The 14833-nt window shown below is 60.2% G+C and carries 14 protein-coding genes; 8 read left to right on the plus strand and 6 right to left on the minus strand.

Annotated features, from left to right (window positions below; all coding sequences use genetic code 11):
• The first annotated feature begins 99 nt into the window (after nucleotides 1-99).
• Nucleotides 100-981 carry a UTP--glucose-1-phosphate uridylyltransferase GalU gene (gene galU, locus ASG35_RS05995; RefSeq protein ID WP_056354112.1) on the plus strand — a complete coding sequence of 294 codons (882 nt, stop codon included), beginning with the start codon at nucleotides 100-102 and terminating at the stop codon, nucleotides 979-981.
• Nucleotides 982-1064: 83 nt separating this feature from the next.
• On the opposite strand, the gene ASG35_RS06000 is transcribed toward galU, so the two are convergent.
• From ASG35_RS06000 to ASG35_RS06015, 4 genes are read right to left on the minus strand one after another with little or no spacing between them, the layout of a single operon-like run.
• Nucleotides 1065-1292 (minus strand): sulfurtransferase TusA family protein, encoded by a 228-nt coding sequence (locus tag ASG35_RS06000; RefSeq protein WP_056354114.1) that lies wholly within the window; start codon nucleotides 1290-1292, stop codon nucleotides 1065-1067.
• A 54-nt stretch (nucleotides 1293-1346) separates the two neighbouring features.
• A complete protein-coding gene (locus ASG35_RS06005; protein ID WP_056354116.1) occupies nucleotides 1347-2366 on the minus strand; it encodes a Gfo/Idh/MocA family oxidoreductase in 1020 nt (339 codons plus the stop codon).
• Entirely contained in the window at nucleotides 2363-3361 is a 999-nt protein-coding gene (gene iolG, locus ASG35_RS06010; protein WP_056354119.1) for an inositol 2-dehydrogenase, read from the minus strand. The genes ASG35_RS06005 and iolG overlap by 4 nt, the downstream gene beginning before the upstream one ends.
• Nucleotides 3351-4250 (minus strand): MurR/RpiR family transcriptional regulator, encoded by a 900-nt coding sequence (locus tag ASG35_RS06015; protein WP_056354122.1) that lies wholly within the window; start codon nucleotides 4248-4250, stop codon nucleotides 3351-3353. Before ASG35_RS06015 ends, iolG begins: the two co-directional genes overlap by 11 nt.
• A gap of 218 nt (nucleotides 4251-4468) precedes the next feature.
• Here ASG35_RS06015 and ASG35_RS06020 point away from each other — a divergent pair, with 218 nt between their 5' ends.
• The 7 genes from ASG35_RS06020 (at nucleotide 4469) to iolB (ending at nucleotide 13251) form a co-directional block, all read left to right on the plus strand.
• Nucleotides 4469-5521 carry a sugar ABC transporter substrate-binding protein gene (locus ASG35_RS06020; protein WP_056354125.1) on the plus strand — a complete coding sequence of 351 codons (1053 nt, stop codon included), beginning with the start codon at nucleotides 4469-4471 and terminating at the stop codon, nucleotides 5519-5521.
• A 124-nt stretch (nucleotides 5522-5645) separates the two neighbouring features.
• The gene (locus tag ASG35_RS06025; RefSeq protein ID WP_056354128.1) at nucleotides 5646-6809 is read left to right on the plus strand and encodes an ABC transporter permease; all 1164 of its coding nucleotides are present in this window, start codon (nucleotides 5646-5648) and stop codon (nucleotides 6807-6809) included.
• Between the two features lie 37 nt (nucleotides 6810-6846).
• Complete coding sequence (locus ASG35_RS06030; RefSeq protein ID WP_056354131.1) at nucleotides 6847-7638, plus strand: ATP-binding cassette domain-containing protein; 792 nt, start codon at nucleotides 6847-6849, stop codon at nucleotides 7636-7638.
• 44 nt (nucleotides 7639-7682) lie between these two features.
• Nucleotides 7683-9677, plus strand: a complete 1995-nt coding sequence (locus ASG35_RS06035; RefSeq protein ID WP_056354558.1) for a bifunctional 5-dehydro-2-deoxygluconokinase/5-dehydro-2-deoxyphosphogluconate aldolase — start codon at nucleotides 7683-7685, stop codon at nucleotides 9675-9677.
• Nucleotides 9674-11536, plus strand: coding sequence for a 3D-(3,5/4)-trihydroxycyclohexane-1,2-dione acylhydrolase (decyclizing) (gene iolD, locus ASG35_RS06040; protein ID WP_082508249.1), 1863 nt, complete (start codon nucleotides 9674-9676; stop codon nucleotides 11534-11536). The genes ASG35_RS06035 and iolD overlap by 4 nt, the downstream gene beginning before the upstream one ends.
• Nucleotides 11537-11539: 3 nt before the next feature.
• Nucleotides 11540-12445 carry a myo-inosose-2 dehydratase gene (iolE, locus tag ASG35_RS06045; protein WP_056354132.1) on the plus strand — a complete coding sequence of 302 codons (906 nt, stop codon included), beginning with the start codon at nucleotides 11540-11542 and terminating at the stop codon, nucleotides 12443-12445.
• The gene (gene iolB, locus ASG35_RS06050) at nucleotides 12442-13251 is read left to right on the plus strand and encodes a 5-deoxy-glucuronate isomerase (protein WP_056354135.1); all 810 of its coding nucleotides are present in this window, start codon (nucleotides 12442-12444) and stop codon (nucleotides 13249-13251) included. The genes iolE and iolB overlap by 4 nt, the downstream gene beginning before the upstream one ends.
• Here the strand turns inward: iolB and cysC are convergent.
• Together cysC and ASG35_RS06060 are read right to left on the minus strand one after the other, a co-directional pair.
• On the minus strand, nucleotides 13248-13835 hold the full coding sequence (cysC, locus tag ASG35_RS06055; RefSeq protein WP_082508250.1) for an adenylyl-sulfate kinase: 588 nt from the start codon (nucleotides 13833-13835) through the stop codon (nucleotides 13248-13250). The genes iolB and cysC overlap by 4 nt on opposite strands.
• 36 nt (nucleotides 13836-13871) lie before the next feature.
• Nucleotides 13872-14717, minus strand: coding sequence for a TolC family protein (locus tag ASG35_RS06060; protein WP_056354138.1), 846 nt, complete (start codon nucleotides 14715-14717; stop codon nucleotides 13872-13874).
• Between the last annotated feature and the right edge of the window lie 116 nt (nucleotides 14718-14833).

Raw genomic sequence — 14833 nt, forward strand, 5'->3', positions numbered from 1 at the left:
CTTTTTTATTAACGCATCAACCTGCATCATGGCAGTGGTTTGCCGCCCACGAATTTCAGGCTTGACGTTTAAACACGATAAGAGGATCAGGGTCATCAAATGCTAAAAGTTACGAAAGCGGTTTTCCCGGTTGCGGGTCTCGGTACCCGGTTCCTCCCCGCGACCAAGGCCAGCCCGAAGGAAATGCTGCCCGTCGTCGACAAACCGCTGATTCAGTACGCGGTCGAAGAGGCCATGGCGGCCGGCATCACGGAAATGATCTTCGTGACGGGGCGCAGCAAGCGCGCCATTGAAGATCACTTCGACAAGTCGTATGAGATCGAAGCCGAACTGGAAGCACGCGGCAAGCAGAAGCTGCTGGACCTGGTTCGCAGCATCAAGCCGAGCCACGTGGATTGTTTCTACGTGCGTCAGGCGGAAGCGCTCGGTCTCGGCCACGCGGTTCTGTGCGCGGAAAAGCTGGTTGGCGACAATCCGTTCGCCGTCATCCTCGCCGATGACTTGTTGTACGGCACGCCGCCGGTCATGACGCAGATGATCGAAGTGTTCGACCACTATCACAGCTCGGTGATCGGCGTGGAAGAGATCCCGGCTCAGGATTCGAAGTCGTATGGTGTTATCGACGGGAAAGAGTGGGAAGACAATATTTTCAAGTTGTCGGGCATCGTGGAAAAGCCGGAACCGGCTGTCGCGCCGTCGAATCTCGGCGTGGTCGGCCGTTATGTGCTGAAGCCGCGCGTTTTCGATCATATCCGCGCGTTGAAGCCGGGCGCCGGCGGTGAACTGCAACTGACGGACGCCATTCAATCGCTTCTCGCCGACGAACAAGTGCTCGCGTACAAGTACCACGGCACGCGTTTCGACTGCGGCAGCAAGCTCGGTTATCTGAAGGCGACGGTGGAATTTGCGCTGCGTCACCCGGAAGTTGCGGCTGACTTCCAGGAATATCTGGATACGCGCTCGCCGCATCTGGTCGGATAAGTTTGTTTCGGGCGCCTCGCGGCGCCTTAAAAAAAAATGCCCATGATTGTTGTCATGGGCATTTTTTTATCCAGCCGGGCCGTTCAGCGCCGCCGCATCAGAAATGTAAAGACCTTGTCGTGCGAGCTGGACTCCACCAGTTCGTTGCCGGTCTGCTTCGAAAACGCCGCAAAGTCGCGTTGGGAACCAGGATCCGTGGCGAGGACCTTCAAAATCTGACCGCTTTGCATGTCGGCCAGCGCTTTCTTCGCCCGCAAGATGGGCAGCGGGCACATGAGCCCGCGCGCGTCGACTTCCTTATGCACTTCCATCGAATGAGCCTTGTTCGAACCTGCTTTTGTAAGAGTCCGATTTTACCCCACTGCCTAAAAATTCACCGCTTCGCCTCTGGCAAGAGATTCCCGCATCGCAATGCCAATGCGCGTCGCTTCGCGCGCGTCTTCCAGCGTCAGTCCCGTCGCCGGACCGCCGTTGAGCGCGGCCACGAACGCTTCTGCTTCGTTCAGGAACGCGTGTTCGAAGCGCTCGAAGAAGGTCGGCGTGCATTCGTTGCGGATGCCGGCGGCATCGAAAATTTCCACGCGGTTCAGCCGCGGATTGTTTCCGACCGATAACGCCCCGCCCGTTCCCACGACTTCCGTCTGTGTATCGTGGCCGTGAGCGCTGGTCCGCGATGCATGAAAAACCGCCATGCGGCCGCCTTCGAATTCGCAGATTGCGACGCCGTTATCGATGTCGCCGCATGCCGCGAGGCCCTCGTGGATCGCGATCGTGCCGCTCGCGAACACGCGCGTAACCTTCGGATTGCCGAGCATCCAGCGCGCGAGATCGATGTCGTGCACGCTGCAATCGAGGAACAAACCGCCCGATGTCGGCGCGAAACGCACGAAAAAACCATCGGGATCGTTTTTATCGACGGTTTGCGAGCGGACCATGAACGGCCGGCCGATCGCGCCTTCGCGAATCTTGTTGAAGGCATCGCGATAACTGGCATCGAAACGGCGCACGAAACCGATCATCACCTGAAGGTCGGGAAACCGCGCGCTTTCTTCGATAACCCGATCGCACTGTTCGAGATCCAGCGACAACGGCTTTTCGCAGAACACGTGTTTCCCGGCCCGCAACGCCGCGATGATCTGGTCGGCGTGCAAGGACGTAGGCGTGACGAGCCAGACGGCATCGAGCGATGCGTCCTGCAGCAATGACGCGTAGTCGTCATGAAGCGTGAGTTCGGGCAGGTTTTCCGCCGCCCATTCGCGTTCGGCCGCAACCGGGCTGCACGCGGCCGCGAGCGTCGCGCCGGGCACGTGCCACGCGAGATTGCGCGCGTGGCGCTGACCAAGCCGTCCCAGTCCGACTATGCCGATCCGCACCGGGGCTTTCATGCCGCGCCCAGCTTGATGATCGTGCCTTCGCGCCATGAGCGCGTGGCGGCATCGGCGAGCTCGAGCGCTTTCAGTCCGTCGGCGACTGTCGTGCGGACCGGTTTGCCTTCCTGGACGGCATCGAAGAAATGCGCGATTTCCAGTGCGTAGGCCGCGCGGTATCGTTCGAGGAAAAACGCTTCGGGAACATCGTTCGATACCGCCGTCTTCGAGTAAGCCGTCACTTCCGTCGGCCGGACGTTGCCGGCTTGCAGCATGCCTTTGCTGCCGAGCAGTTCGAAGCGCTGGTCGTAACCGTAGGCCGCGCGGCGAGTCGTGTTGATCTGGCACAAGCGGCCGCGTTTGGTGCGGATCGTGACGGCCGTTGAATCGATATCGCCAGCATCCGCAATCGCCGGATCGCTCAGGCAGCTTCCGGTTGCATGCAATGTGTCGGCTTCGTCGTCGAGCATCCAGCGGAAGATGTCGAAGTCGTGGATCAGCATGTCCTTGAAAATGCCGCCCGAATGCTTGATGTACTCGACCGGCGGCGCGCCCGGGTCGCGGCTCGTGACGACCAGCATTTCCGGATCGCCGATTTCACCCGCTTCCACACGCGCTTTCAACGCCGAGAAGGTCGGATCGAAGCGGCGCTGGAAACCGATCATGCAAACCACGCCGGCTTTTGCTACGGCATCGGCGCAAGCGCGTGCGCGCTCCAGCGTCAAATCCACGGGCTTTTCGCAGAACACATGTTTTTTCTGCGCCGCCGATTTCATGATCAGGTCGGCGTGGGTATCGGTGCTCGAACACACCACGGTCGCGCCGATGGACGCATCGCCGAGCGCGCCTTCCACGTCCGCCACCTGCGCGCCGTGGAGCGCGGCGAGCGCGGCGGCGGCTTCCGTGTTGACATCGACTACATATTTCAGGCGCACGCCCGGCTGTTTCGCCAGATTCGCCGCGTGGATCTTGCCGATCCGCCCTGCTCCAAAAACCGCTACATCAATCGTCATAGCCGCCTGTCTCCCTTGATTCTTCTACGTTCAATTCAAGCCGGTACGCAAGCGCGATGAACAGCGCCTGGCACAGGCAGATCGTGCTCGTGAGCGAGCGGAACGCGAATGCGCTGCCCTCCTTCACGAACAAATGCGCGCTCGCGTGACGCGCGAGCGGCGAAAGCTGGCCGTCGGTAATGACTAAAGTCTTCGCGCCGTGATGCTGCGCCGCGCGCACGCAGTATTGCGTCTCCTTGCCGTACGGCGCGAAGCTGATCGCGATCACCACATCGCCCTTTTTCACGCTGCGAATCTGCTCGCGATACATGCCGCCAAAGCCCGAAACCAGATGCACGCGCTTGGCCGTATGCTGCAGCGCGTAGACGATATAACTCGCCACCGGAAACGATCTGCGCACGCCGATCACATAAATATTCTCGGCTTGCTGCAGCATCTTCACGGCGGCTTCGAATTGTTCGTCGTCCAGACCCGCTTCGAGTTCGGCGAGCCCGCTCTGACTCGCCGCAATAAATTCGCGCGCAACCGATCCGCCCGACAACTTGCCGGGTTTTTCATCGATAAGCTTTCTGATTCGCTGCTGGTAGCTTTGCGCCGAGCCGTTCTGGCCCGTGTACGCCTGCTTGAAAATTGCCTGAAGGTCCGAGAAGCCGGAGAAACCGAAACGCTGCGCAAAACGCACGACCGCCGACGGATGCACGCCGCACGCGCTCGCAATGTCGCCGGTGCGATCCATCATCACGTTGCTGCGATGCTGCTCTATATAGGTCGCCACGCTTTTCAACTGGCGCGGCAGCGCGTCGTAAGCCTCGGTGATGCGTTGCATGAGCTCGTCGACCGTTTCCGTCCCCGCCGCTGCTTCCTGAATGTCCTGCGTGTCTTCCTTCATGCCGCGCTCTTGGTATTCCCGTATTCGATGCAACCGATTATAGATATCTCGCACAACAAATGGAATGAATTTTCCAAACCTCTGGTAGTTAAACTTCCTATTGCATAGCGATGTGACTTGTCCTAATCTTGGTCGTGAGCGAGGGACGTGAACCGGACATGAACATTGACCACACGCCTGATGCTCATCCAGAAAAACAACCGAGATAGGTGGAGACAATGAGACTTTGCAATGGCCGAGCCGCCCTGCGCGCGCTCGCGGCGGCTGCCGCCTTGTGCGGCGCAGCGGCACTGAGCAGCCAGGCGGCCCACGCGGCTCCCGACGCCCATTTCGTTTTGATCAGCCACGCGCCGGATTCGGACTCGTGGTGGAACACGATCAAGAACGCCATCAAACAAGCCGACGAGGATTTCAACGTCGAGACGGATTACCGCAACCCGCCGAACGGCGATCTCGCCGATATGTCGCGGCTGATCGAACAAGCGGCGGCGCGTAATTACGACGGCGTGATCGTGACCATCGCGGATTTCGACGTGCTCAAGAGTTCGATGAACAAGGTGACGGCCAAGAAGATTCCGCTCGTGACCATCAACTCCGGCACCGAAGAGCAAAGCGCGCAGCTCGGCGCGATCATGCATATCGGCCAGCCTGAATACGTCGCCGGGAAAGCCGCGGGCGAGAAGGCGAAGGCGGCGGGGATCAAGTCGTTCCTGTGCGTCAACCATCTGGCGACCAACGTGGTGTCGTTCGATCGTTGCCGTGGTTTCGCCGATGCCATCGGCGTCGATTACAAACCGTCGACGCTCGACTCGGGGCAAGACCCGACCGAGATCCAGTCGAAGGTCAGCGCGTATTTGCGGAATCATCCGAACACGCAGGCAATCCTGACGCTTGGACCGACGCCTGCATCGGCCACGCTGAAAGCCGTTCAGCAAATGGGCCTGGAGAAGAAGATCTGGTTTGCGACCTTCGACTTTTCCGATGACATTGCCAAAGCCATTCAGGCCGGCACGATCCAGTTCGCGATCGACCAGCAGCCGTACTTGCAGGGTTATATCCCGGTCGCCGTGCTGGCAATCGTGAAGAAGGACAAGACCACCGATCCGGTGAAGATCCGCCAGATTCTCGAGGCCAATCCGAAGTTCAAGGCGCGGCTCGCGACGTATGGCCTCGAGCCTTCATACGGTCCGAAGAACATCCGTTCGGGTCCGGGCTTCATCACGAAGGACAACATCGACAAGGTGTTGAAGTTCGCAGGCCAATACAGGTAATTAAATGCAGACGGCTGTCGGGTCTTCCTCGACCTGACGCGACCGTTCGCAGCATCCGCTTTCTCTCAACGCGCCGCCGCCCGGGTCCGCTCAGGCGGCCGGCCGCGCGCTTCAAGGAGCCATCATGGGTATAGCCGGCAAGCACGTTCCTCCCCTTTCAAACGCGGCTGATTCCGCAAACACGCCGGCCACGACCATTCCCGCCGATGAACGCGTCAGGCGGCAATCGTGGTTCGGCCACATCCTGAACCGCCCGGAATTCGCGGCCATATCGGGCGCCGTGCTCGTGTTTATCGTGTTCGGCGTGGGCGCTGGAAGCTCGGGCATGTTCAACCTCGACGGCGTGATGAACTGGTCGCAGGTCGCGGCGTATCTCGGCCTGCTCGCAGTCGGCGCGTGCTTGCTGATGATCGCGGGCGAGTTCGACCTCTCCATTGGTTCGATGATCGGTTTCGCCGGCATGATGGTCGCCATTCCGTCGGTGTATTTTCACTGGCCGTTGTCGATGGCGATCCTGTTTGCGTTCGTCTGCTCCATGTTGCTCGGCGCGCTGAACGGCTATCTGGTCGTGAAGACGCGCTTGCCGTCGTTCATCGTCACGCTGGCGTTCCTGTTCATCTTGCGCGGCCTGACGCTCGCGCTCTCCATTCTCTTCGCGGACCGCACGATTATTTCGGGCGTCGGCGATCTCGCGCAGAACGACTGGTTTGCAAACACGCTGTTTCATGGCGTTGCGTTGCATGGACTTTTTTCGTGGCTCGGGCATATGGGTATCGGCAAGCTGCTCGATAGCGGCGAACCGCTCGTGCCCGGCATTCCCAAGGTCATCTTGTGGTGGCTCGGACTCGCCGCGGTCAGCGCGTTCGTGCTTGCCAAGACGCGTTTCGGCAACTGGATTCTCGCAGTCGGCGGCGATGCAAACGCAGCAAAAAATGTCGGCGTTCCGGTGCGGCGCGTGAAGATTTCGTTGTTCGTTCTGACTGCGTTCTGCTCGTGCCTGTTTGCCGTTCTCCAAGTGTGCGACATCGGTTCGGCCGCCGCCGATCGTGGCCTGCAAAAGGAATTCGAAGCGATCATCGCGGCGGTTATCGGCGGGACGTTGCTCACTGGTGGATATGGGTCGGTGATCGGCGCGTGTTTCGGTGCGCTGATCTTCGGCGTGGTGCAGATCGGTATCACGTACACGAACGTCAGCTCCGACTGGTTCCGCGTGTTCCTCGGCGTGATGCTGCTGATCGCCGTGCTGTTCAATCACTACGTGCGTCGTCGTGTATCACAAGCTCAGTGAACAGGCTCAGTGAACAAGCTCAATAAGGAGAACAGTCATGGCTGAACAAGACACCATTCTCGCGCTGGAAAACGTCAGCAAGTTCTTCGGCCGCGTGATCGCGCTGAACGGCGTCACGCTGCGTTTAAAACGTGGCGAAGTGCATTGCCTGCTGGGCGACAACGGCGCGGGCAAATCCACTTTGATCAAGACGCTCGCCGGGGTTCATACGCCCTCCTCGGGCGAATATCTCGTCGATGGAAAACCCGTGCGATTCGGCTCGCCAAAAGAAGCGCTCGACATGGGTATCGCGACGGTCTACCAGGATCTCGCGCTCGTGCCGCTGTTGTCCGTCGCGCGAAATTTTTTCATGGGACGTGAGCCGCAGAAGAAGCTCCTCGGCTTCTTGAACGTGATGGATCTGGACCTCGCGGCGGAAACATCGACTGCACGTCTTTCCGAAATGGGCATCAACGTGCGCGATGCGCATCAGCCTATCGGCACCATGTCGGGCGGCGAGAAGCAATGCCTCGCGATCGCGCGCGCGATTCATTTCGGCGCACGCGTTCTGATCCTCGATGAACCCACGGCCGCGCTCGGCGTGAAGCAATCGTTCAACGTACTGCGCCTGATCCATACCGCGCGCTCGAAAGGCATTTCCGTGATCTTCATCACGCACAACGTGCATCACGCGTATCCCATCGGCGATTCGTTCACGCTGCTCAATCGCGGACGTTCCATGGGCACGTTCACCAAAGACACGATCACGAAGAACGAAGTCCTCGACATGATGGCGGGCGGCGCCGAGATGCAGCAAATGATGAGCGAACTCGAAGACGCTCCGGCTTGAACGCTGGCGGCTTTTCAGGTTTTCATCTAATCAAAGGATCGGACATGGCATTGCATTCATCAACCGGATCGCGCTTCGCTGCCGGGCGATCGCGAGACATCGTGTGTCTCGGGCGGCTCGCGGTCGATCTCTACGCGCAGCAAGTCGGCGCACGGCTCGAAGATGTATCGAGTTTCGCGAAATACCTTGGCGGGTCGTCGGCGAATATTGCGTTCGGATGCGCGCGTCTCGGCCTCAAATCCGCGATGCTCTCCCGCGTCGGCAACGATCACATGGGCCGCTTTCTCACCGAAACGCTCGAACGCGAGGGTTGCGACACGAGTCACGTACGCATCGACCACGACCGGCTGACGGGTCTCGTGCTGCTCGGCATAGAAGATCGCGATACGTTCCCGCTCGTGTTCTATCGCGATGATTGCGCGGATATGGCCGTCGATGAAAACGACTTCGACGAAGCGTTCATTGCTTCTTCGAAAGCGCTGCTGATCACGGGCACGCACTTCTCCACGGATCAAGTGAACCGCACGAGCCGGCGCGCACTGGATTACGCCCGCCGCAACCAGGTTCGCACGGTACTCGATATCGATTACCGGCCGGTACTGTGGGGTTTGACCGGCAAGGCCGATGGCGAAACACGCTTCGTCGCGAACGATGGCGTCACGGCGCATTTGCAAGGCATCCTGCCGCTGATAGACCTTGTTATCGGCACTGAAGAGGAGTTTCGGATTGCCGGCGGCAAGGACACGCTGATCGATGCATTGACCGCAGTCCGTTCCGTCACCGACGCAACGCTCGTCGTCAAGCGCGGACCAATGGGCTGCTCGATCATCGAAGGCGACATTCCCGTATCGATAGACGATGCACCCGTTCATGGCGGCGTGGAAGTCGAGGTGCTGAACGTGCTCGGCGCCGGCGATGCGTTCGCCTCCGGTTTCCTCGCCGGATGGTTGCGCGACGAACCCATGGACGTCTGCGCGCGCACGGCAAACGCGTGCGGCGGACTGGTGGTGTCGCGGCACGGTTGCGCACCGGCCATGCCCACGCCTGCCGAACTCAGCTACTTCCTGGAAGCCGCCCGCGCCGATCCTGTTCGCATGCGCCGCCCTGATCGCGATGCGATGCTTGCGCGTTTGCATCGTGTGACGCCGGCGCGCAAACAATGGGATGAGGTGCTCGGATTTGCGTTCGATCATCGCAACCAGTTCTTCGATCTCGCGCAGCAAACCGGCGCGGATGAAACCCGTATCGCCGCGCTCAAAGGCTTGTTCGTGGAAGCCGTCGCGCAGACGGAAAAAGAACGCGGACTCAAAGGACGTATCGGCGTTTTGATCGATGACCGCTACGGCCAGGATGCGCTGAACGCGGCGACCGGACGCGGCTGGTGGATCGGCCGGCCGGTTGAACTGCCGGGTTCCATGCCGCTCGTGTTCGATCACGGCCGGTCGGTTGGAACCACGTTGATCGAGTGGCCGCGCGAGCATGTTGCGAAGTGCCTGGTTCACTATCATCCCGATCATCTGCACGATATCCGCCTTGAACAGGAAGCGCAGATTCGCGCGCTGTACGACGCGGTTCAGGCGAGCGGTCACGAGTTGCTGCTCGAAGTGATCGTGCCGAAAAACGGTCCGCCGATCGCGGACGATACCGCGCTGCGTTCGCTGAAACGGCTGTATAACCTCGGCATCTATCCCGAGTGGTGGAAGCTCGAACCCATGAGCGCAACGCAATGGGAAGCGGTCGATGCGTTGATTGCCGAGCGTGATCCTGCGTGTCGCGGCGTGGTGCTGCTGGGGTTATCGGCGGCGGTCGACCAGCTTTGCGAAGGGTTCAAACCAGCGGCTTTATCGAAGATGTGTCGCGGATTTACGGTTGGACGCACGATCTTTCATGAGCCGAGTCACGCGTGGCTCGCCGGGAAGATCGACGATGCCGAACTCATCGCGAGCGTTCGGCGCACGTTCGAAACGCTGATCGATGCCTGGACGGACGCACGCGCCGCCCAGCATCCGAAAGCCACGGCGCAGGAGCAGGCAGCATGAACAGCACGATCCGTTTGACCGCGGCGCAGGCGCTGGTCCGCTACCTTGCCGCGCAACAGACCGAGGACGGCGAGCCGCTCTTCGGCGGCGTTTTTGCGATCTTCGGTCATGGCAATGTCGCGGGCATGGGCGAGGCTTTGTATGCGCATCGCGAGACCTTGCCGACCTATCGCGCGCACAACGAACAGGCGATGGCGCACGCGGCCATTGCATTTGCGAAGGCAAATTTCCGCCGGCGAATGATGGCGGTGACCACGTCCATTGGTCCGGGCGCGACGAACCTCGTGACGGCCGCCGCGCTCGCGCACGTGAACCGCTTGCCCGTGTTGCTGCTGCCCGGCGATATCTTCGTGTCGCGCGCGCCCGATCCCGTTCTGCAACAAGTGGAAGATTTCGCCGATGGCAACGTGTCCGCAAACGATACGTTAAAACCCGTCTCGCGTTACTTCGACCGCATCGTGCATCCTGCGCAGTTGTTGAGCGCATTGCCTCGCGCAATCCGCGTGCTGACCGATGCCGCGCTGTGCGGCCCCGTCACGCTCGCGTTGCCGCAAGACGTGCAGGCGATGGCATACGACTATCCCGAATCGTTCTTCGAACCGCGCGTGGTTTCGTTCCACGCGCCCTCACCCGCAGCCGATGACATCACGCGCGCCGCCACCGCATTGCGCGCGGCGAAAAAGCCGTTTCTCGTGTCGGGCGGCGGTGTGCTTTATGGCTTGGCGACCGAAGCGATGCGCTCATTTTCCGAACGTCATGGCATTCCCGTCGCGGAAACGCAGGCGGGAAAAGGCGCGCTTGAATGGAATCATCCGCTGAATCTGGGTGGTATCGGCGTGACCGGTTCGGAAGCCGCGAACGCGTTGGCGAACGACGCCGATTGTGTGCTCGCGGTCGGCACGCGGCTGCAGGATTTCACGACGGGATCGAATACGCTGTTCGCGCGGGCGCAACTTATCGGCATCAATGCAAACGCGTTCGATGCCTTGAAACAAGGCGCTTTGGCGGTAGAAGCCGATGCCCGTCTCGCACTGGAAGCGCTGAGCGCCGCGCTCGGCGACTGGCGTGCGTCGCCGCCCTGGACCGTGCGCGCGAACGAACTTGCCGACAGCTGGCGTTCGACCGTCGACCAGGTCACAAACGCGCCGCAGCGGGACAATACCTTGCCGCGTGAAGCCGATGTCATCGGCGCCGTGCAGCGTTCCAGTGAACAATCGACGGCCAACGACATCGTGGTTTGCGCGGCCGGAACCTTGCCGGCCGATCTGCAAAAGCTCTGGCGGACGAGCACGCCGGGCGGTTATCACGTCGAATACGGTTACTCGTGCATGGGCTACGAAGTCGCCGGCGCGCTCGGCGCGAAGCTGGCGCGGCCGGAACGCGAAGTGATCGTGATCGTGGGCGACGGCAGCTATCTGATGATGAACAGCGAGCTTGCAACGTCGGTAATGCTCGGCGCCAAGATCATCGTCGTGTTGCTCGATAACCGCGGTTACGGCTGCATCAACCGTTTGCAGCAAGCATGCGGCGGCGCGCCGTTCAACAACCTGCTAGCCGATAGCCGTCAGGGACCGGAAGGGGCGCCTGCCATCGACTTCGCAATGCACGCGCGCTCGCTTGGCGCGACGGCGGAACACGTTGCGAATATCGATGAACTCGAAGCCGCGATGCAACGCGCGCGGGCATCGACGAAATCGTATCTTGTCAGCATCGATACCGACCCCGCGCGTCCAACGGAAGAAGGCGGCTGGTGGTGGGAAGTCGCGGTGCCTGAAGTGTCGTCGCGGGAAGCGGTGCGCTCGGCGCGCGCGGACTACGAGAAAAAACTCACGGCGCGCTCGAAGCGCACGAAGGAATAACAGATGAGCACGTTCGATGTACGTATCGGCATCAATCCGCTTTCATGGATGAACGACGACCTTCCTTCGCTTGGCGGCGAGACGCCGTTGAGCGTTGCGCTTACCGAAGGGAAAAAGATCGGCTACGAAGGCTTTGAACTCGGCAACAAGTTTCCGCGTGAACCGGACGCGTTGAAAAAATTGCTGGGCGAACATGATCTGGCGCTCGTCTCCGGCTGGTATTCCGGCCGTCTAGCCGAGCGCAGCGCGGAGGACGAGATCGCGGCGGTGGGTCCGCATCTCGACCTGCTCGCGAAGAACGGTGCCACGGTAATGGTCTACGGCGAAGTCGCGGATTCGATTCAAGGTTCGCCGCACCCGCTCTATCAGCGTCCGCGTTTTTTCTCGGAAGACCGCTGGAACGAATATGCAGAACGCCTGAACAAATTCGCCGAATACACTCGCTCCTTAGGGGTTCGCGTTGCATATCACCATCACATGGGCGCGTACGTTGAGACGCCGGGCGACGTGGACAAGCTGATGAGCCTGACCCATGATTCAGTCGGCCTGCTATTCGATGCAGGGCACATCACGTTCGCGGGCGGCGATCCGCTTGTCATGCTCGACAAACACATCAGCCGTGTATGTCATGTCCATTGCAAGGACGTTCGGCCGGACATCATCAAGCTTGCGCGCAACCGCAACTGGAGTTTCCTCGACTCGGTCATCAACGGCGCGTTCACCGTTCCGGGCGATGGCGCCGTCGATTTTCCATCGATCATCGCGCGATTGAAACAACACGGTTACCACGGCTGGCTCGTGGTCGAAGCCGAACAGGATCCCGTTATCGCGACGAGTTACGCGTATGCCGAGAAAGGCTATGAGACGCTGCGCACGCTCGTCGATCAATCACTTCAGGAGGCAGCATGAGCCTGCTCGTCAAGGCATCGCGCGAAGGTCAGACTATCGCGCGCGTCACGCCGGAAACCGCGTTGTGGAAGCACGTGGGTTTCGCGGCTTACAGACTCGAAACCGGCGATATTGTGTATGTGCATGAAGCGAAACGCGAGGTGTGTATCGTCGTGTTGTCGGGGACGGTGAGCATTGAAGCCGGCGATCAGAAATGGGAAAAACTCGGTTCGCGTGACAGCGTGTTCGAGGACACCGCGCCCTACGCCGTTTATCTGCCGCCGAAGCTCGCCGCGACCGTGCGCGCGGATCGCGATGCCGAGATCGGCGTAGCCAGCGCGCCTGCTACGGGCAAGTATCCGCCGCGCCTTATCGAGCCTTCGCACATGAAACGCTCGACTCGCGGCAAAGGCGCGAATACGCGATACGTATGCGATATTCTTCCGCAAACCGAACTCGCCGAAGGGCTGCTCGTAGTCGAAGTGAAGACGCCGGGCGGCCATGCATCGAGTTATCCGCCGCACAAGCACGACAAGGACAACGTGCCGGTGGAAAGTTCGCTTGAAGAGACTTATTACCATCGGCTGAATCCGCCGCAAGGTTTTGCGTTCCAGCGTGTCTATACCGACGAACGCGATATAGATGAAACCATGGCCGTTGAAGATCATGACGTGGTCATGGTGCCGCGTGGTTATCATCCGGTCGTAGTGCCGTATGGTTACGACAACTATTACCTCAACGTGATGGCCGGCGACAAACGCACGTGGCACTTCAAGAACGATCCGAAGCACGAGTGGATTGTAGAGCGGGATAGCAAGGCTCTTTAGGCAGCAAAATCCCACGTATGCCCGCTCTTTGAAAAATAATGCGCTTCGAGGTAGAACATCGCCTCGTCAACAGAAACAGTTTCAGTTTGAATGGCAAAGTCCGGTTGTAATGGCGGCTCGTATGGATCGTCGCAGCCAGTGAGCCCGCTTATCTTGCCGGCCTTCGCAAGGGCGTAGAGTCCTTTTGGATCGCGCGCCATGCACGTGCGTAGATCCGTATCTATGAAGACGTCAGCGCAGCGACTGCGGCCAATACTGAGAAGCGCCGCGTCCCGCTCCGTCCTGTACGGCGAGATGGCGCTGACGAACACAATGAAGCCATCGTCAGTCATCAAGCGCGCCACCTCGCCAATACGCCGCACATTCTCCGCCCTGTCGCCCCGCGAGAATCCCAGATCGCTGTTCATGGCGTGGCGCAATTCGTCGCCATCGAGAACACAGACCTTATAACCGCGCTCGCGCAGATCCTCCGCTGTCCGGACCGCAATGGTTGTCTTTCCCGCGGCCGGCAACCCGGTTAGCCAATAACAGAATCCCATCTGATTCCCCTCCTGACTTTCTTTCCGACTTATCGTCTTATGCATGCTCGCGTCCTGTTTAAGGTGTGTTCCAACCCGCCGTCATGGCATGTCGCGCGGGCCCAGCCGACCAAGACTGCCCGCGAGCCGCAAGCGGGCCGCGCGCCAGTCCGTCAGCGCCTGCACGCGTTGCTGTTGTGCATTCGCAAGCGCGGTCTGCGTATTGAGTAGTTCGAGAATATTGCCCACTCCCGCTTGATATCGCCGTTGAGCTGCGACAAACGAACGCTGCGCGATGTCGAGCAACGTGGCGCTGTCCTTCACCGTCTCGGTCGACGTCTGCACCCCCTGATAACTGTTCCAGACTTCAAGTCCGGCCTGCTGACGGGCGTCGTCGAGCGTGTCCTGCTGCTTTTCCAGTTGCGCCTGCGTTTGCCGGATCTGGTAGTTGCGGCTGAACCCTTCGAAGAACGGAATAGTGACCTGCACGCCGACATACCATTCGTGCCCGTTGGCCGGGTATTCCGGGATGCCCAGGCCCAGGCTGGCCGGCTGGTTGTCACGGCTGTATTTCGAAACCAGACTGAAGTTGGGAAGCCCCTGCGCGCGAGTCTGATCGACTTTGGCGGCTGCGGCGTCCACCTGGGCCTCTGCAGCAAGCACCGTGGGATGCGTGCGGCGGGCGTCATCGATCAGATCGCCCAGGGATTGGGTGAAGGCGGCGTCGGGTTGCACGCCTTCAGTGACGGCGGGCAAAGTCAGTGGCACGTCCGGCAAGAGGCTCATGTCGGCGGCGAGGGTCCCTGCGGCGGCTTGCCAAGTACCGTTTGCCTTGTTGCGGCCGAGCACGGCCTGCATGTAAGCGGTTTGCGCCTGCAGCGCATCGGAGATCGGCGCTATGCCACGGTCTACGCGGGCCAACGCGGCGTGGGCGCTATCGGCTGCCATGTGCTCGATATCGACGGTTGCCGCGAGCGCGCCCTGCGCTGCCTGAGCTGCGTAGTAATCCTTGTATATGCGGAATTACTTAACATTGGTAATCTGATGTTGTCGGCATGTTCTTT

Origin of the sequence: Burkholderia sp. Leaf177 (assembly GCF_001424345.1) — a bacterium.
In the GTDB taxonomy this organism is placed as follows: Bacteria; Pseudomonadota; Gammaproteobacteria; order Burkholderiales; family Burkholderiaceae; genus Caballeronia.